At 56.5% G+C, this 19769-nt stretch carries 14 protein-coding genes; 8 read left to right on the forward strand and 6 right to left on the reverse strand.

Features of this window, described 5'->3' with window-relative positions; genetic code table 11:
• The 3 genes from sapF (at position 1) to AC2LB6_RS03715 (ending at position 3053) form a co-directional block, all read left to right on the forward strand.
• Positions 1–804, forward strand: a complete 804-nt coding sequence (gene sapF, locus AC2LB6_RS03705) for a putrescine export ABC transporter ATP-binding protein SapF (RefSeq protein WP_490092504.1) — start codon at positions 1–3, stop codon at positions 802–804.
• 141 nt (positions 805–945) lie between these two features.
• Entirely contained in the window at positions 946–1734 is a 789-nt protein-coding gene (gene fabI, locus AC2LB6_RS03710) for an enoyl-ACP reductase FabI (protein WP_090960651.1), read from the forward strand.
• 209 nt (positions 1735–1943) lie between these two features.
• Complete coding sequence (locus AC2LB6_RS03715; RefSeq protein ID WP_490092505.1) at positions 1944–3053, forward strand: CMD domain-containing protein; 1110 nt, start codon at positions 1944–1946, stop codon at positions 3051–3053.
• Positions 3054–3058: 5 nt separating this feature from the next.
• Here AC2LB6_RS03715 and AC2LB6_RS03720 read toward each other — a convergent pair whose 3' ends face one another.
• From AC2LB6_RS03720 to AC2LB6_RS03735, 4 genes are all read right to left on the reverse strand, one after another.
• On the reverse strand, positions 3059–3955 hold the full coding sequence (locus AC2LB6_RS03720; protein WP_490092566.1) for a LysR family transcriptional regulator: 897 nt from the start codon (positions 3953–3955) through the stop codon (positions 3059–3061).
• A 191-nt stretch (positions 3956–4146) separates the two neighbouring features.
• Complete coding sequence (locus AC2LB6_RS03725; RefSeq protein ID WP_490092506.1) at positions 4147–4878, reverse strand: YoaK family protein; 732 nt, start codon at positions 4876–4878, stop codon at positions 4147–4149.
• 142 nt (positions 4879–5020) lie between these two features.
• Positions 5021–6565: a methyl-accepting chemotaxis protein gene (locus AC2LB6_RS03730; RefSeq protein ID WP_490092507.1), complete on the reverse strand. Its 1545-nt coding sequence runs from the start codon at positions 6563–6565 to the stop codon at positions 5021–5023.
• A gap of 179 nt (positions 6566–6744) precedes the next feature.
• On the reverse strand, positions 6745–8331 hold the full coding sequence (locus AC2LB6_RS03735) for a PTS transporter subunit EIIC (RefSeq protein ID WP_490092508.1): 1587 nt from the start codon (positions 8329–8331) through the stop codon (positions 6745–6747).
• 260 nt (positions 8332–8591) lie between these two features.
• On the opposite strand from AC2LB6_RS03735, the gene AC2LB6_RS03740 reads away from it, so the two are divergent.
• From AC2LB6_RS03740 to pdeR, 5 genes are all read left to right on the forward strand, one after another.
• Positions 8592–10895: an FdhF/YdeP family oxidoreductase gene (locus AC2LB6_RS03740; RefSeq protein WP_490092509.1), complete on the forward strand. Its 2304-nt coding sequence runs from the start codon at positions 8592–8594 to the stop codon at positions 10893–10895.
• 112 nt (positions 10896–11007) lie between these two features.
• Positions 11008–12942 (forward strand): exoribonuclease II, encoded by a 1935-nt coding sequence (locus AC2LB6_RS03745; protein ID WP_490092510.1) that lies wholly within the window; start codon positions 11008–11010, stop codon positions 12940–12942.
• A gap of 200 nt (positions 12943–13142) precedes the next feature.
• Positions 13143–15212, forward strand: coding sequence for a carbon starvation CstA family protein (locus tag AC2LB6_RS03750; protein WP_490092511.1), 2070 nt, complete (start codon positions 13143–13145; stop codon positions 15210–15212).
• Positions 15205–15495: a YbdD/YjiX family protein gene (locus AC2LB6_RS03755; RefSeq protein WP_490092512.1), complete on the forward strand. Its 291-nt coding sequence runs from the start codon at positions 15205–15207 to the stop codon at positions 15493–15495. The genes AC2LB6_RS03750 and AC2LB6_RS03755 overlap by 8 nt, the downstream gene beginning before the upstream one ends.
• A gap of 159 nt (positions 15496–15654) precedes the next feature.
• Positions 15655–17640, forward strand: coding sequence for a cyclic di-GMP phosphodiesterase (gene pdeR, locus AC2LB6_RS03760; protein ID WP_490092513.1), 1986 nt, complete (start codon positions 15655–15657; stop codon positions 17638–17640).
• A gap of 12 nt (positions 17641–17652) precedes the next feature.
• Here pdeR and AC2LB6_RS03765 read toward each other — a convergent pair whose 3' ends face one another.
• On the reverse strand, positions 17653–18519 hold the full coding sequence (locus tag AC2LB6_RS03765) for a crotonase/enoyl-CoA hydratase family protein (RefSeq protein WP_003853843.1): 867 nt from the start codon (positions 18517–18519) through the stop codon (positions 17653–17655).
• Between the two features lie 145 nt (positions 18520–18664).
• Positions 18665–19648: a 2-keto-3-deoxygluconate transporter gene (gene kdgT, locus AC2LB6_RS03770; protein ID WP_490092514.1), complete on the reverse strand. Its 984-nt coding sequence runs from the start codon at positions 19646–19648 to the stop codon at positions 18665–18667.
• Positions 19649–19769 lie beyond the last annotated feature (121 nt).

Here is a 19769-nt window from a genome sequence, read left to right on the forward strand (position 1 = left end):
ATGGAGACCCTGCTGGAAGTGCGCAATCTCAGTAAAATCTTCCGCTACCGCACGGGCCTGTTCCGTCGTCAGCACGTTGAAGCAGTGAAATCGGTGAGCTTTACCCTGCGTGAGAAACAGACGCTGGCGATTATCGGCGAAAATGGCTCCGGCAAGTCCACGCTGGCGAAGATGCTCAGCGGCATGGTCGCGCCCACCGAAGGTGAGATTCTGATAGACGATCATCCGCTGACCTTCGGCGATTATGGCTATCGCAGTCAGCGCATTCGCATGATTTTTCAGGATCCCTCCACCTCACTGAACCCGCGTCAGCGCATCAGTCAGATTCTTGAGTTCCCGCTGCGGCTTAACACCGAACTGAATGCGGAGGAGCGCGAGAAACGCATTATCGCCACCCTGCGTCAGGTGGGCTTACTGCGCGATCACGCCGGCTATTATCCGCACATGCTGGCACCCGGTCAGAAGCAGCGCCTGGGGCTGGCGCGCGCATTAATCCTGCAGCCTAAAGTGATTGTGGCCGATGAAGCGCTGGCCTCGCTGGATATGACGATGCGGTCCCAGCTGGTGAATCTGATGCTGGAGCTGCAGGAGAAGCACGGGATCGCCTACATTTATGTCACCCAGCATCTGGGCATGATGAAGCATATCAGCGATAAAGTGCTGGTAATGCATCAGGGCGAAGTGGTCGAGCGCGGCGGCACGGCTGACGTGCTGGCCTCCCCGCTGCACGATCTGACCCGTCGGCTGATCAGCAGCCACTTTGGTGAAGCTCTGAGTGCCGAAGCCTGGCGGCGTGAGCGCTGATTTTTGCTGCATATCGCGGAAATTGCGGGCCGATTTACCTGATTTATGAGAGACGTGCTAGAATCCGCACGTCGATTAACGTCGGTCGCTTACTTATTAATCATGCGGCCGCCAACTACAATGACCATAAGGATTACAGCTATGGGTTTTCTTTCCGGTAAGCGCATTCTGATTACTGGCGTTGCCAGTAAACTTTCCATCGCCTACGGTATTGCACAGGCGATGCACAAACAGGGCGCAGAACTGGCTTTCACCTACCAGAACGACAAATTAAAAGGTCGTGTGGAAGAGTTTGCCAAAGATTTGGGTTCAGACATCGTGCTGCCATGTGACGTAGCCGAAGATGAGAGCATCAAATCTCTGTTCACTGAACTGGCAAAAACCTGGCCGAAATTTGACGGTTTCGTTCACTCTATCGGTTTCGCCCCTGGCGATCAGCTGGTTGGCGACTATGTGAACGCCGTTACCCGCGAAGGCTTTAAAATCGCGCATGACATCAGTGCTTACAGCTTCGTCGCGATGGCCAAAGAGTGCCGCGAGATGCTGAATCCAAATTCTGCGCTGCTGACCCTCTCTTACCTGGGTGCTGAGCGCGCAATACCGAACTACAACGTGATGGGTCTGGCGAAAGCGTCGCTGGAAGCTAACGTGCGTTACATGGCAAACGCCATGGGCCCGGAAGGCGTGCGTGTTAACGCCGTTTCTGCGGGTCCAATCCGCACCCTGGCGGCATCAGGCATCAAAGATTTCCGTAAGATGCTGGCACATTGCGAAGCGGTTACCCCGATTCGCCGTACCGTTACCATCGAAGATGTCGGCAACTCAGCAGCATTCCTCTGCTCTGACCTGGCTGGCGGCATTACCGGTGAAGTAGTACACGTTGATGGCGGCTTCAGTATCGCCGCAATGAACGAACTGGAACTGAAATAAGTTCTGAAGGGCGAGCCTGACTCGCCCTGCTCCCGCCTCGCTCTTCCTGCCTGATTTCGCTCCCGTTATACCGTAACGCTATTAATTATCACCGATCATTCTTTTGCCCCGGCCTGCCCATCAGCGACGATAAGCCTGCCCTTCGGTTTATGCACATTTTCAGATTCTGCCCCCTGCATGCCGAACCCGAATTTGCAAAAGGATTGATCATGGAACAACGCCGCTATCCGGGCCATAACCACTGGTTTTACGAGAGCCAGACCAGTCCACGTATCGCTCAGGCCGCACCGCTGGTGCCCGAGGCCGCCCATATTGATGACCGTTTCCTGCTGGAATGCTACGCCGATAATGTCGTGGTGCAGTCACTGCTGCGCACCAATCAGCCGGCCCTGCTGGCGGCGCGCGATCTGGCGCAATTACTGTTTCCCGATCACATTGCGACGTCACTGACTCACACGTTAACGCTCTACGATCGCCTCAGCACCGCGCTGACCGTGGCGCAGGTCGCGGGTGTGCAGCGCTTGTGTAATCACTATTCTGCCCGCCTGAATCCATTGCCTGGACCTGACTCTTCGCGCGAAAGTAATAATCGTCTGACTCAGATTACGCAGTATGCGCGCCAGCTGGCGATGCAGCCTGAGTTGATTAACGCCAGCGCGATCACTGCCCTGGATGCGGTCGGCCTGACCGAACCCGATATTGTGACGCTGAATCAGGTGATCGGCTTTGTCAGTTATCAGGCACGGGTAGTCGCCGGATTGCAGGCGCTGCAGGCTCAGCCGGTACGCTGGCTGCCGGGCAGCACCGCACCGCCTGATGCTGAGCCCACCGGTTTTGACCAGCCTGCCCGCTGGCAGCCGGTGCTGAAACCGCTGGAGTTGCGTTATGCCAGTGCGGAGCAGCTCGCTGCGGTAACCCGCTGTCAGTCTTTGCCCGGGATGCAGGAGGCGGTATGGCTGCTGGCCCACGACCCCTCGGCGCTTTATGGCTGGGCGCAACTGCGTCAGCATCTTTCTCAGGAGAACAGCCTGGCCGAGGCGACCGCCGCCCGTATTCTGGGCAGTCGCTGGGCGTTCCGGCTGCTGGCTGGAAATGATGTTTTAATTGAGGGTGTGGATGAGGTTTCTAAAGGGGAGGAGCAACAGGTAATCGCGCTGGCGGCGCAGCTTACCCGCTCGCCAGAGCGATTCAGCGCGGCTCACCTGCAACCACTGATGGAGGCGGGCTGGGAGGCTAAGGCGCTGTTCGCGCTGATTCAGAGCGTTGCGATAGGCAACTGGAACAGCCGCCTGTTTTACGCGCTGGGCGAGGCGCAGTAGCCGCGCTATACCGGCAGCAGACCCCGCGCTTCGTCGAAAAAATGCTGTGCCAGCGGTGTCGCACGGCCCGGTTCAGCTATCACCAACGCGGCCTGGCGCGCCATCGGCGGCAGCGTAATGGCGCGCTGCTGCAGCCCCTGAAGTGACGCGGGCAGCAGATGACCGACTGGCGACACCAGCAGACCCAGACCGACCTGCGCGCACTGCATCAGCTGCATGATAGAGGCGCTCTCTACGATCACCCGGGGCACCAGCGCCGCCTCGCGAAAAGCCATATCAAGGTAGCGGCGGAAATAGCGCGTCGGCTCCGCCAGGCAGAGTGGCTGTTGAGCCAGCTCATCCAGCCTCAGCGGGGTTTCGCCCACCAGCGCCGGGAAATGGTCGGGATGGAATACGGCTTCAATGCCCCGGTCTGCCAGCATCTCGGTCTGAAAATGGAGTTCCCGCAGAGTCGCCATCTCAAAAAAGCCGATTCCGACATCAACGGTATGGCTGTTGAGGGCTTCCAGCAGCTGGTCAGCACTCAGCACCGCAATGCGATAGTCGAGCTGAGGATAACGCGCCTGCACCGCTTTCAGCAGCAGCGGCAGTGCCATGCTGCACTGTGGCACCACGCCAACCCGCAGCGTGCCGTTCACCCCATGTTTCAGTGATTCAACTTCCAGCTTCAGCCCCTGATAAACCGAAACGATCTCCCGCGCCCACGCAAGCACGCGATCGCCCTCAGGCGTAAATCCGGCAAAGTTATTGCTGCGGTTAATCAGCGGCAGGCCCAGCTCGCGCTCCAGATTTTTCAGGCGCATCGAGAGGGTTGGCTGTGTAACAAAACTGGCTTCCGCGGCCCGCCCGAAATGGCGTTCCCGCTCCAGGTTACATAAGTAGATAAGTTGTTTAATGTCGATGTTAGTTATCCATCAGCAGGTTGAAGGCTGTTCGTGTCACTGTCTCACCGGCAGGATCAACCAGAGTATAAGGCTCAATGTTACCCTGTGGAGGCACTGATGTTTTAACCGCACGGTTCATTTGCCCAGGCGGAACGATGAAATCAGGGATAAGCACCACCCTGATTTTAACAGCAGTGGATATTGCATCATTAAACCCTCGCGCTCTCAGGTTTCGCTGGCTTAGTGAATATGGCATTCAGCGCCAGACAGATTAAGCCGAACCCCACTGGCAGCAGGAAATCGTAGCTCAGCAGTCGGTAAAGCCCGATTCCGGCTATTCCCCCTGCGAGGAAAGCCAGCAGAGTCATGCAGTGCAGTCGCAACCGTCCCAGATAGAGCGGCGCATCTTTCGGTGACGCTTTGCGCCGCAGCACCTCAAACAGCATCGCCAGCTCAATGCCGATATCGGTCGCCGTACCGGAGATATGGGTGGTGCGAACGCGGGCATTAGAGATCCGCGTGACTACCGCATTCTGCAGCCCCATCAAAAAACTCAGGCTCATGATCAACACCACGCCAGGCGAAAGCGGCGGAAAGTGATTCTCAATCACTCCGAGCGCAATTAGCGCGGTGCCCTCAATCAGAATGACAAAGGCATAGATGGTGCGGATGTTTCTGCGATGCCCGGCATTAATGGCAAGCGTTGAAAACACAGAACCCGCGATGAACAGCAGGACGATCGACAGAAAAAACAGACCAGGCCCCAGATTCGCTTTTGCCAGATGATCGGACAGCAGCGAGACGTTCCCGGTCATGTTAGCTGAAAAGAAACCGACGATCTCAAAGGCAGCGGTATTCAGTGCACCTGCGGCAGCGGCCAGTGTGCAGGCCAGTCGGGTATCAGCGCTGTTGCTGCGGGCACTTTCCGTGCTGATTAGCATGACCACCCCGTATTCAATAGAAAGCGTTATAATCCGCCGATTAGCCCTCCGCCACAAGGCACTGAATCAAACTCACCCTTCTCTGCCGCGCGTTACTCTGTACCGGGGCTCCGCGCTGCATACACAGCACGGAGTGGCCTGATTAATGCGTTGCCAGACGGAAGGTGGAAACCGACTGCGTCAGGTACTGCACCTGCTCTTCCAGCGAAGCAGAGGCCGCCGCAGACTCCTGCACCAGCGCTGAGTTCTGCTGAGTCACGCTGTCCATCTCGGTGACTGCCTGTTCAATCTGTCCGATTCCGCGACTCTGCTCATCAGACGCCGTGGAGATGTGCTCCATCAGCAGATTCACGCGACTGACTGAGGAGATAATGGCGCTCATCGCCTCGCCGGTCCGGCTGACCTGATCGGAACCGGCGTGAATGATCGAGACCGATTCTGCAATCAGCCCCTCAATCTCTTTAGCTGCGGTGGCGCTGCGCTGGGCCAGATTACGCACTTCTCCTGCCACTACCGCAAAACCACGTCCCTGCTCACCTGCACGGGCGGCTTCGACTGCCGCGTTCAGCGCCAGAATATTAGTCTGGAAGGCGATGCTGTCGATAACGGTGGTGATCTCCTCAATCTTTTTCGAACTGGCGTTAATCAGCGCCATAGAAGTCACCACTTCCTGCGAGACTTTCTCGCCGCTTTCCGCATTTTTCACCGCTTCACTGGTCAGACGGCAGGCTTCAAAAACGTTTTCAGTGTTCTGTTTCACCGTTGCGCCCAGCTGCTCCATGCTGGCCGCGGTTTCGGTCAGCGCGGCGGCCTGCTGTTCGGTTCGCGAGGCGAGATCGATGTTGCCCGCCGCAATTTCCTGCGAGGCGGTCGAGACTGAACGCGTTGAATCACGCACCTGAAGAATAATGGCGGTCAGCGCGCTGCGCATCTGCTCCAGCGAACCCATCAGAAGCTGAATTTCACTGCGTGAACCCGGTTTGACCGGCACTGTGGCATCCAGCACGCCCGCCGCAATCAGCTTGCAGTGTTCCTGTGCTTCATTGATTGGCGAAAGCACATAGCGCTTCATAAAGATGTAAATGGCGACGATGATGGCAAAAAACAGCACACCAAACAGCCCCAGCAGCGTGATGCCGGAGGTGAAGTGACTCTGTGCGTCGCTGTTCAGCTTTTTGGCATAGGTTTCATGCTGTGCCAGTACCCGATCCAGAATGATTTCATACTGACGATCGAGGCGAACCACATTAGGGATCTGACTTTTAAAGCGCACCTGATCGTGTGCCTCTGCCGCATCAATCAGCGGCTGCAGCCCCTGCTGACGATAAGCCAGATAAGCCTGGTTATAGGCGTCCGCATCCGCCTCTTCGCCCGGCAGACGCGGCGCGTTCATGTAGGCCTGGAATGCGGCATCCGCTTTGCCGGCCACGGTCCGTACGCTGTCCAGCGTGGCGGGATTGTTGGCATCGCTGCCCTCAATCTCCTTCATGTACTCCATCAGACGGACGCGCAGCGTACGGCTGTGGTTGATCGGGTCAATGACCGAGAGCACCACGCGAATCTCTTTGTTAACCGCATTCAGGGAGTGATTGCTCTGAATCAGCAGCCAGGTACTGATCGCCACGCTGGTAAGAAACAACGCCAGCAGGAAGGAAAAAATAATCAGGGAGGATTTTTTTAACGACATCACTAAGTTCCAATAATCGGGAGAATTAGTCGCTATATCGGCAGAAAGATGCGGCCCATTAGGGCTGGGCTTTTTTTAGTTACAATAAGCGGGGCGGCAGCGGGCAGAACGCCCTGGGGAACAGGTGCTAACCGCACATGGGCGGTTAGCGTCGTGACTAAGAGTGAAACAGGTTGCCGTTAAGCGACGCCCAGCGCCATTTTTACCTCGTTAGCGATCTTCTCGACCTGCGGACCGTAGATCACCTGAACGTCGTGCTCGCTGACGCGATTGACACCATTAGCCCCGGTGCTCATCAGCGTCTGGTCGATCACCTGATTCATCTCTTTGACCCGCACGCGCAGCCGGGTAAAGCAGCAATCGACATCCTCGATATTGGCCTGCCCGCCCAGCCCGCTGATAATCACCTGCGTACGCTCATCCGCTGCGACCTGTTGAGGTTTCTCATCCTCCGACTCGCGACCCGGGGTTTCAACATTCATCCGGGTGATTACCAGTCGGAACGCATAGTAGTAGATGGGCGCATAGATCACGCCCAGCGCCAGCGTCCACCACCAGTGGGTTTTCGCCCCGCCCAGCATGCCAAACACCACCAGGTCGATGACGCCGCCCTGTACGTTGCCGATCATCAGATGCAGCATCGACATCAGCATAAACGACAGGCCGGTCAGGAAAGCGTGCAGCAGGTAGAGCACCGGTGAGACAAAGATAAAGCAGAACTCCAGCGGTTCCGTAATGCCGGTGGTAAACGAGGTCAGTGCCCCCGCCATCACCAGCGCTTTGACCCGCTGTTTATGTTCGGGCCGCGCGGTGTGATAGATTGCCAGCGCCGCCGCGGGCAGGCCAAACATCATCACCGGAATCTTGCCCTGTGCCAGAAACTGTGTGGCGATGCGCAGCGTCTCATCGGGGATCGAGCCCGGATGGGTCAGCGAGGCATTGAAGATGTTCAGCGCACCGACAACCGTCTGACCATCGACCACCGCCATGCCGCCAATCGGCGTGAAGCGCACGGTTTCGTTGAGGATGTGATGCAGACCGGTGGGAATCAAAATGCGCTCAAAGGCCCCCAGCAGAAACGCGCCATACTGGCCGCTTTTACCAATCATCTGGCCTATCCATGCGATACCGTCGCCAATGGTCGGCCAGACCAGCGCCAGCAGCACGCCAACCAGCGGCAGACAGACCACGGTGACGATTGGCACAAAACGCCGTCCGCCAAAAAAGCTAATTGCCGTGGGCAACTGCTGGGTGTAGAAGCGATTGTGCAGCATCACCGTGATCAGTCCGGCTATCACCCCGCCCAGCACACTCATGTTGTAGGTAAAGACGCCGAGCATGCTGATGTATTCCGCCGAAGTCATCATGGCGGTGGTTTGATCCATTCCCGCCTGCTGCAGGGCTGCCGGGGTGGTGGTGACCGCCGTGATCCCTTTGGCCGCCAGTGTGGCGCTGATGCCGACGTTCATTACGATATAGCCGATCACCGCAGCGAAGGCGGCAGTGGGCTTTTCCGCTTTCGCCAGCCCGATAGCACTCGCCACCGCAAAGAAGACCGGCAGGTTAGCGAAGAGCGCCCCTGCGACCTTGCGAATAAAGCCAATGATTAACTGTGGCACCTGCATCTGCGCAAAGGCATCGCCGGTCACCGCCGGGTTCTGCATCGCCGCCGCCAGCCCGAGAAAAATACCGGCGGCCGCAATGACCGAAATTGGCATCATCAACGCTTTGCCAAACGCATGGATCTGGCTGGTCAGCTTTTTCATGGAGTCGCGCCCTCTCTGATAGTGAACAGCAAGTATTAGCCTGTTGTGAGAAGAACTCCCGTTATCAGCAGGTTAAAGGCGGGTAAAATCTGACCACCATCACATTTCTGGCCGATGCACGATAAACGCCAGCTATCGCACCATTATGTCAATCAATTAGACAAGGTATAAGGATAACTGCAGACTTCCTTTCACCATCAGGCTATAACCTGATAACAAACACCAAACAATAATTCCTACTATAAAAGCCTGCACTCAATATGAAATTTAAACGCCAAATCAAACCCTATCGCGCGGCTGCGGGCGGCTGGGGTTCACTGGAAGCCACTACGCGTTTCGTTCTTGACAGCAAAGCGGCCCTGAAAAATATGCGCAACCTGATGCGCATGAATAAAGCACGCGGTTTTGACTGTCCGGGCTGCGCCTGGGGTGATGACAATAAAAGTACCTTCAGCTTCTGCGAAAACGGGGCCAAAGCGGTCACCTGGGAAGCGACACGCCGCATGGTCGACACCGACTTTTTCGCTAAACACAGCGTGACCACGCTCTATACCCAGAGTGATTACTTCCTGGAGTATCAGGGACGCCTGACCCATCCGCTGCGCTACAATGCGGAAACTGACCACTATGAACCTATCAGCTGGGATGATGCGTTTGCGCTGATCGCGCAGCACATCAAGGCGATGGATCATCCGAACCAGATGGAGCTTTACACCTCCGGTCGCGCCAGCAATGAAGCCTCCTGGCTCTATCAGCTGTTTGGTCGCCTGATGGGCACCAATAACTTCCCTGACTGCTCCAACATGTGCCACGAAGCTAGCGGCACCGGTCTGAAGCGCAGTATTGGCGTCGGTAAAGGCACCATTCGTCTGGATGATTTCGATCACGCCGATGCGATTTTCGTCTTCGGTCAGAATCCCGGCACCAACCATCCGCGTATGCTGCACAGCCTGCGTCATGCTGCCGACCACGGTGCGAAGATCGTCACCTTCAATACTCTGCGCGAGCGCGGTCTGGAACGTTTTGCCGATCCGCAGAAACCGCTGGAAGTCGTCACCTCAAAAGCGGGCAACATCAGCTCCTCCTATTACCAACCGAACCTGGGCGGTGATATGGCGGCGGTGCGTGGTATGGTGAAATCCCTGCTGGAGACCCATCGCGCGCGTCTGGAAGCCAGTGAAAGTGGCCTGTTTGACCAGACCTTTATCAATGCCAAAACCAACGGCATTGAGGCCTATCTCGACGCGGTGGATAACACCAGTTGGATGCAGATTGTGGCGCAGTCTGGCCTGACGCAGGCGCAGATCCGTGAAGCTGCGGCGATCTACCAGAGCGCTGACCGGGTAATCTGTACCTGGGCGATGGGCATCACCCAGCACAAACACTCGGTCGACACGGTTCGCGAAATCACTAACCTGCAGTTGCTGTTTGGCCAGTTGGGCAAAAAAGGCGCAGGCCTCTGCCCGGTTCGCGGTCACAGCAACGTGCAGGGTAACCGCACAATGGGCATCGATGAGAAACCGGCTAAAGCCTTCCTGGACGCGCTGGGTAATCATTTCAGTTTCGAGCCACCGCGTGTAGCGGGCCACAACACCGTTGAAGCGCTGAACGCGATGCTGCGTGATGAAGTGAAAGTGCTGATCGCGCTGGGTGGCAACCTGGCCGCGGCTGCACCGGATTCACCGCGCACCGAAGAGGCGATGTCACGCTGTGGTCTGACCGTGCATATCAGCACCAAACTGAACCGCAGCCATCTGGTGCCGGGTCACGAAGGGCTGATTCTGCCGACGCTGGGCCGCACCGAGCGCGATCTGCAGGCGACCGGCAATCAGTTTATTACCGTAGAAGACTCCTTCAGCATGGTGCATGCCTCTGAAGGGATTGGTATTCCGCTGGCGGAAACGCAGCGTTCTGAGACCTGGATTGTTGCCGGTATCGCGCAGGCGGTGCTGGGTGATGAAAAAGTGAAATGGCGCGAGCTGGCCGGTGATTACAACCTGATTCGTGAGCATATCGCTGCGACGATTCCGGGCTTTGCCGACTTCAATGCCAAATGCGATATCCCGGGCGGTTTCTATCTGGGTAACGCGGCTGCCGAGTTGCGCTTCAATACGCCGAGCCAGAAAGCAGAGTTCAACGCCTCAGCGCTGCCGACCTCGCTGTTCCCGAATCTGGATCAGGAAGTGCCATTCACTCTGCAGACGCTGCGTTCACACGACCAGTACAACACCACTATTTACGGCCTCGATGACCGTTACCGTGGCGTGTTTGGTCAGCGCGAAGTGGTGTTCATTAACCCGGACGATATGGCAGACCTGGGCTTCACTGAAGGCCAGAATGTCGATATCGAGACGCTGTGGAATGATGGCATAACCCGTCGCGTCAGCGGCTTCAAACTGGTTCCCTACAATATTCCGCGCGGTAACCTTGCGGCCTATTATCCGGAAACCAACCCGCTGGTACCGCTGAACAGCTTTGGTGATGACAGTGGGACACCGACCTCAAAATCGGTGCCGGTGAAACTGGAACTGTCGTCGGCTCTGCCTGAACAGCGCATCGCCTGACAACCCTTTCACTCCCCCTTAAAAAGCCGGCTCGTCCGGCTTTTTGCCTTGCCGCGCGCCGTCGAATCGCGTAAAACTGTCAGCCGCAATCAGGCCACGAAACGTAAAAATTATGTTCCAGGATAACCCGCTGCTCGCGCAGCTGAAACAGAAGCTCCATTCGCAAACGCCTCGTGCTGAAGGCGTCGTTAAAGGCACCGAAAAAGGCTTCGGCTTTCTGGAAGTCGATGCGCAGAAAAGTTACTTCATTCCGCCTCCGCAGATGAAGAAAGTGATGCACGGCGATCGTATCACCGCCGTGATCCACAGCGATAAAGATCGCGAAAGCGCTGAGCCGGAAACCCTGGTTGAGCCGTTCCTGACCCGCTTTGTTGGCCGGGTTCAGAAGAAAGACGATCGCCTGTCGATTGTCCCGGATCATCCCCTGCTGAAAGATGCGATCCAGTGTCGCCCTGCGCGCGATGTCAGCCATGAGTTTGAGAATGGCGACTGGGCAGTGGCAGAAATGCGTCGCCATCCGTTGAAAGGCGATCGCGGCTTTTATGCCGAACTTACCGATTTTATTGTCAAAGCTGATGACCATCTTGCGCCGTGGTGGGTGACGCTGTCGCGTCATAACCTTGAGCGTGAAGCGCCCGATGTCAGCTTTGGCGAGATGATGGATGAAAATCTGACGCGTGAAGATCTGACCGCGCTGGATTTCGTCACCATCGACAGCGCCAGCACCCAGGATATGGATGATGCGCTCTTTGTGGAAGCTCAGGACGATGGCAGTCTGCGTCTGATCATCGCTATCGCCGATCCGACCGCCTATGTGGCGGAAGGCAGTCAGCTCGATAAGCTGGCGGCACAGCGTGCGTTTACCAACTACCTGCCGGGCTTTAACATCCCGATGCTGCCGCGCGAACTCTCTGATGATGTCTGCTCGCTGCGTCCGAATGTGCGCCGTCCGGCGCTGGCCTGCCGCGTCACTGTGGCAACCGATGGCACCTTAGGCGATGACGTCGAGTTCTTTGCCGCCTGGATCGAGTCCAAAGCCAAGCTGGCTTATGACGACGTCTCTGACTGGCTGGAAAACAGCGGCACCTGGCAGCCGGAGAGTGAGGCGATTGCTGAACAGATTCGTCTGCTGCACCGCCTCTGTCTGGCGCGCAGCGAGTGGCGTCAGACTCACGCGCTGGTGTTTAAAGACCGCCCGGATTACCGCTTCCTGCTGGGTGAAAAAGGTGAAGTGCTGGAAATCGTTGCAGAACCTCGCCGCATCGCCAACCGTATCGTTGAAGAGTCGATGATTCTGGCAAACGTCTGTGCGGCAAAAGTGCTGCGTGAACGTCTCGGCTTTGGTATCTACAACGTCCATGCCGGTTTTGATGCCACCAATGCTGAACAGGCCGCCGCCGTGCTGGCTAATCACGGTATTACCGTGGATGCGCAGGCGATCACCACGCTGGAAGGTTTCCGTGTGCTGCGTCGTGAGCTGGACGCCCTGCCGACCCAGTTCCTCGACAGCCGGATCCGTCGTTTCCAGACCTTCGCTGAGATCAGCACCGAGCCAGGCCCGCACTTCGGTCTGGGCCTTGAGGCTTACGCCACCTGGACTTCACCGATTCGTAAGTTCGGCGACATGATCAACCATCGTCTGCTGAAAGCGATTATTCGCGGTGAGCAGATCGCGCGTCCGGACGATGCGCTGACGGTGACGATGAGTGAGCGCCGTCGCCTGAACCGCATGGCGGAACGTGATGTCGGCGACTGGCTCTACGCCCGTTATCTGGCACCGTTCGCGGCCACCGACCGTCGCTTCAGTGCCGAGATTATCGATGTGTCGCGTGGCGGCATGCGTGTTCGCCTGGTTGAGTTTGGCGCTGTCGCCTTTATCCCGGCGCCGTTCATTCACGCGGTGCGTGATGAGATGGTCTTAAGCCAGGAAAATGGCAGCGTACAGATCAAAGGTGAAGAGGTTTACCGTGTCACTGACGTGATTGATGTCACCATCGCTGAAGTCCGCATGGAAACCCGCAGCGTTGTGGCCCGTCCCGCCGTCTGAATCACGCCCGTTTAAGTCGTCTATCTGGCGGGATAACCTGGTTATCCCGCCTGTTAACGCCCCGCTCGCGTTGCAAAAAAGTTAAATTTGTACCCCGCTTCACACTTCTCCACTGATTAACTTTCACTTACATTCCATTACATTAAGTTTAACTCGTTGTTTTCGATCGCTTTCCTCTCGGTCCTCACAAGGAGTTAGTCATGAAAAACGTCAAAACCAGTGTGATCTGGTTAGTGGTGGCGTTAATCGGCGCGGGCGCTTTCGCCATGCTGGCCCTCAGCCGCGGCGAACACGTCAATGCAGTTTGGCTGGTGATAGCCGCTGTCGCCTGTTACAGCATTGCTTATCGCTTCTACAGCCTGTTTATCGCCCGCAATATTTTCGAACTGGACGACCGCCGGATGACGCCTGCCGAGCGGCTGAGCGACGGACTGGATTATGTCCCGACCAATAAATGGGTGCTGTTTGGCCACCATTTCGCGGCTATTGCCGGTGCCGGCCCGCTGGTCGGCCCCATTCTGGCGGCGCAGATGGGCTTTCTGCCTGGCACCATCTGGATCCTGGTCGGGGTGATGCTGGCAGGTGCGGTACAGGATTTTCTGATTCTGTTTATCTCAACCCGTCGTGATGGCCGTTCACTGGGCGAGATGGCACGGCAGGAGCTGGGTGCGTTTGCCGGTGTGGTGACCATGCTCGGCGCGCTGGGCGTGATGATCATTATTCTGTCGGCGCTGGCGCTGGTGGTGGTCAAGGCGCTGGCGAACAGCCCCTGGGGCCTGTTTACCATCGCGGCCACCATTCCGATTGCGCTGTTTATGGGCGTTTACATGCGCTTTATCCGTCCAGGTAAAATCGCCGAAGTGTCACTGATTGGCTTTGTGCTGATGATGGCGGCGATTATCTATGGCGGCGACGTGGCACAGCATCCTTACTGGGGTCCCTTCTTTACCCTGAAAGGCACATCGCTGACCTGGGTGCTGGTGATCTACGGCTTTATTGCCTCCGTGCTGCCGGTCTGGCTGCTGCTGGCTCCGCGCGACTATCTTTCGACCTTCCTTAAAATCGGCGTGATTGTCGGTCTGGCGGTGGGCATCGTCTTCGCCATGCCAGAGATGAAAATGCCGGCGGTCACCAAATTTATTGACGGCACCGGCCCGGTCTTCTCCGGCGCGATGTTCCCGTTCCTGTTTATTACCATCGCCTGCGGCGCGATCTCCGGCTTCCACGCGCTGGTCTCCAGCGGCACCACGCCAAAACTGATTGAGCGGGAAAGTCATATCCGCTTTATTGGTTATGGCGCGATGCTGATGGAGTCTTTTGTGGCGATCATGGCGCTGATTTGTGCCTCGGTGCTGGATCCGGGCGTCTACTTTGCTATGAACTCACCCGCTGCGCTGATTGGCACCACGGTTGAAAGCGCCTCTCAGGTGATCAACGGCTGGGGTTTTGTCGTCACGCCAGAAATGCTGAGCGGCATCGCCCGCGACGTAGGTGAAGGCTCGATTCTCTCCCGCGCAGGTGGCGCGCCGACCTTCGCCGTGGGCATGGCCCACATCATTACCGAGATCTTTAACAGCCGGGCGATGATGGCGTTCTGGTATCACTTTGCCATCCTGTTTGAAGCGCTGTTTATCCTGACCGCCGTTGATGCTGGTACCCGCGCCTGCCGTTTTATGGTGCAGGATCTCGTTGGTACCGTGGTGCCTTCTATGGCGAACAACCGCTCCTGGCTCGGCAATATGGCAGGCACGACCGTCGCGGTCGCGGGCTGGGGCTTCTTTGTCTATCAGGGCGTGGTCGATCCGCTGGGCGGCATTAACACCCTGTGGCCACTGTTTGGTATCGGTAATCAGATGCTGGCGTCGATGGCGCTGATTCTCGGCACCGTGGTGCTGTTCAAAATGAAAAAGCAGCGTTACGCCTGGGTGACCATCCTGCCGACCATCTGGCTGTTTATCACCTCAATGACCGCAGGCTGGCAGAAAATCTTTCATGAAAAACCGGCTATTGGCTTCCTGGCACAGGCCAATAAGTTCCGTAAAGGGCTGGATGAGGGCGTGATCATCGCGCCAGCAAAAAGCGTGGCGGATATGCAGACCATCGTGTTTAGCAATCAGATTAACGCCGCGCTCTGCGCCTTCTTTATGCTGGTGGCGGTGACGATGCTGATCTCGGCATTCTTTGTCATTCGTCGTGCGCTGAACAGTACGGTGCCGACCACCAGCGAGACGCCGGTAGCAATGCGCAACAAGGAGGTGCGGCATGTCTGATGCTATCTATCAGGCCCACCTTCCACAGGGAAAGTGGCAGATTATCCGCTGCCACCCAGCTGCTCAGGCACAGCCGCAGGCGTTCAGCTGGCGCGGATTCTGGCGCGGCCTGCAGCAGTGCTTTCGCTTAATGGTCGGCGTGCAGGATTATCAAAAATATCTGCAGCATATGCGACTGCATCATCCTGAGCAGCCGCCGATGAATGAGCGGGATTTCCACCGTTACTGTCTGGATGCCCGCTTCCCCAGCCAGGCGGGTAAACTGGGCAAATGCCCCTGCTGAATAGACTCAACAGCCCCGCTCTGCCGGGGCTTTTTTGTGCCATTCTTATCTGGATGGGAAAATATATTCGGTTTGCATCTTGTGCTTGCATCAGATGATGAATACTGTTGCTAAAATAATGAGATAACGCCTGCAGAGCACTTCCCGGAGGAAGTTTCCATGACCGATGAACACGGGCAAACGTTGTTGTACACTCTTTTTGGTACAACCAGCCCTCATTGGCGTCTGACCGCGGACAGCGATGCGTTGCATTTTGCCGAAGATGAGTCGTCACAAACCAATATCGCCCTGCCGTTAACACCCGGCCAGGCCGCAATGATCCGCGCGATGCCGGTCATCACCTCAAGTATTAATCTGACCATGACTCTGCAGGGCATTGATGTGCCAATGCATTTTGTCGGACGCAAAGTGAATCAGGCCTCATGGGCCGGAACCGCCTCTGCCTGGGGCGATACATCAGCGGTCGCCCGCGACTTAACCCTGGGTCTTTCATTCGCCGAACAGGTGGTTTCTGAAGCCAATTCTGTGATCGTGATCCTCGATCAGCGCGGCAATATTCAGCGATTTAACCGCCTCAGTGAAGAATATACCGGTCTGAATGAGCATGAGGTTATTGGCCGCAACGTCTTTCAGCTGTTTATGACCAAACAGGAAGCCTCACAGTCGCGACGCAACATTGCGGGCTTCTTCCGTGACGGCAACTCTTATGAGGTTGAGCGCTGGGTTAAAACCAAAAAGGGCCAGCGACTGTTCTTGTTTCGTAATAAGTTTGTTCACAGCGGCAGTGGCAAAAATGAAATTTTCCTCATCTGTTCTGGCACAGATATCACAGAGGAGCGACGGGCCCAGGAACGCCTTCGGGTGCTGGCAAACACCGATACGGTGACCGGTTTGCCTAATCGCAACGCAATTCATCAACAGATTAGCCTGGCGCTGGAGCGAGCGGAGAGCGATCAGACCGGCGTGGTCTACCTCGATCTCGATAATTTCAAAAAAGTGAATGACGCCTACGGTCATATGTTCGGCGATCAGTTACTGCAGGCTGTCTCACTGGCGATTCTTAGCTGTCTGGGTAAAGACCAGACTCTGGGTCGTCTGGGTGGTGATGAGTTTGTGGTGCTGGCTGAGCACACCAGCCAGGCGGCGCTGGAGGCGATGTCCTCCCGCATTCTTGAGCGCCTGCGTCAGCCTTTCCGAATCGGACTGATCGAAGTTTACAGCGGCTGTTCTATCGGCATCGCCTTCGCGCCGCTGCATGGCGAGGATCGCGAAAGCCTGATTCGCAATGCGGATACCGCGATGTATCACGCCAAAGAGAACGGTCGCGGCAAATTTTGCGTCTTTGCGGCCGAGATGAATCAGCGTGTCTTTGAGTATCTGTGGCTGGACACCAACCTGCGCAAGGCGCTGGAGCTGGATCATCTGCTGGTCCATTACCAGCCGAAGATCGACAGCGATGGCCAGGTTCGCAGCGCCGAAGCCCTGGTGCGCTGGAACTCACCTGAGCGTGGTCTGGTCTCTCCCGCGGATTTCATTCCCTATGCTGAAGAGTCGGGACTGATTGTACCGCTAGGACGCTGGGTGATGCTCAATGTGCTGAAGCAGATTATCCTCTGGCGCCAGCAGGGCATTTTCCTGCGCGTCGCCGTCAACGTGTCGGCACGTCAGCTGATCGATCAAAGCATCTATACCGACCTGAAGCAGGCGCTGCACGAGGCCAATATGACCGACTGTCCGATTGATATCGAGCTGACTGAAAGCTGTCTGATTGAGAATGAAGCCGAAGCCCTGCGGTTGATGAAGCAGTTCCAGGAGCTGGGCGCACAGGTTCATCTGGATGACTTTGGTACCGGTTACTCTTCGCTTTCTCAGCTGGCGCGTGTGCCGATCAATGCGATTAAACTCGACCAAAGCTTTATCCGCGATATTAACAAGCAGCCGGTTTCACAATCGCTGGTGCGTGCTATCGTCGCCGTCGCCAAGGCGCTCGATTTGCAGGTGATTGCGGAAGGTATTGAGACTCCGGATGAAGAGAAGTTTGTCCTTAAAAGTGGTGTCGATGGGCGTCAGGGTTACTATTACGCAAAACCAATGCCCGCGGAACAATTTGGGCATTGGCTGGCTAAGCATCCTGCCCGCGTTTAACGCTGGTTCAGATTAACCCGCTTTACGCAGTGATGCGCTGTGGCGGTTCTGTAACTGGACCAGGCGTTCCATGTAAGCAATGTCTTTGGGTTCGATGGTAAACGCGTAATCGACCCAGTCTTCTGTGATATCCATCAGCTCGGCGCGTGACAATTGCAGCACGCGCTGACGCGCTTTCAGCATAGCCCGCACGCCATTGAGTTTTGGCCGTAACGTATCGATAAAGGTGCGAGTGGCACGGTAGCTGTCGCCCGGCTGGAAAACTTTATCCACCAGTCCGCGCGTCTCATACCACTCCGCACTGTGGGACTCCCCTTCACAGATCAACTCCTCAGCCAGTTTCATGCCGGAACGACGCGCCACCAGCGAGTAGCCGCCCATGCCGGGAAACAGGTTAAAGGCGATTTCCGGGAAGCCCATCCGCGCATTGTTCTGCGCCAGAATGAAATGATGCGCAAGCGCCGCTTCGAATCCGCCGCCTAACGCACTGCCCTCAATCATCGCCAGCGTCACCGCGCCGGTATCAAAACCGCGTGCTGCCGAATGGATGCAGTCAACGCAGGCACGGGCATAGGCCCGCAGTGCCTCACGGCGGTTATTGCGAATGCACTCAACGAAGAAGCGTAAATCACCACCGGCGTTGAACATCTGCGGCACCAGTGAACCGGTGACCCAGAAATCGATTGGCAGACCAGAACGCTGAGCGGCATAGCTCAGGTTCATGATCTCCTCAATCAGCTCATGGTTGAAGCTAGGACGGGGTTGGGCACGCAACATCATCCACATGGTACGACGCCCTTCTTCGTAATAGGCGACTAACTGCGTGGTGTTGCCGACTTCGGTAAATAATCTGCACGTTGCTTGGTTAATAACTGTCATTGTCTCATCCTCTGTTTATATTTTGATGCGTAAAATACGCCACATCAGCGTAATGCAGAGTGAGGCCAGACCAAATGAGAGATTGATTTACAACACAAAATCCAGAGTGATCCCCGACTCGCGCGCCGGGGATTGATTAGGTAGGTTACTTAATAGCGGCACGCTGCCCGACGGCAACATGAAGACGCTTAAGACGTTTTGAATAGATGGCGGTAATGATTGGCACCAGAACAGAGGTCACAATGACAGAAGTCGCAACCAGCGCCGTTGCCGCAGGAGCCATCGGTTTAAACTGCGGCAGCATTTCGGCAATCAGCACCGGTGTGGCAACCGCCGCGCCAGCCGTACTGGATGCCGCGATGCCAGCCGTGCCATCCCCGCCGCCAATCAGCCGATCGGCCAGAATAAGCGGGATACCGGTAATGATAATCACGGCCACGCCGAGCATGATGCCCAGCAGTCCGGTTTCCGCAATCACGCCCAGGTTAATGGTGTTACCCAGGGCAAAGGCGAAGAACGGGATCAGCGTATGTACAGCTTTACCGAAGAACTCGCGCAGCTCCGGATCAAGATTCCCTAATGCAAATCCCACCACAAACGGCAGGACAGCGCCGACAAACACATGCGGCTCAAATGAAGCGATACCGGCGGTACCCAGGATAACCATGGTCATTAATGGCCCGGACTCCAGCGACATCAGTACAAAGGCGCCCGCTTCCTCTTTAGAACCGTACTGCTGCATGATTGAGGCATAGAGGCCGCCATTAGTCATATCCATCGCGGCCACCAGCGCAAGCGTCGATAAACCGGCGAACATCCCCACTTCTACACCATTCTCCGGCATCACGCGTGAGGCGATGGCGGCCACTACCCATGCCACGGCAATTTTGGTGAGCACCAGCGTGCCCGATTTACGCAGCACCGTTCCGGTCGCGCTGAGCTTAATCGACGCGCCCATACAGAAGAACCAGACGGCCAGAATCGGCACCGTGCCGGTCATCAGACCGTTGGTGAACGAACCGAAGTATTTGCCGGCTCCGGGAGAGAACGTATGACAGAGTGCGCCGATAAACAGCGGAATGAGCATCATGCCGCCCGGAATTTTGTCTATAGCCCGTTTGATGTGCATATGGGTGTCACCTTTGCTATGCCTGTGTTAGAGCGGGAAGTGCCCGAAGGCGATGCAAGCAAAGTAGTGACCTGGTGTGACTAAAACAGTGATCCCCTCGATAAAATGAAACGATGTTTTA

Source organism: Pantoea sp. RCC30.1 (genome assembly GCF_058148845.1).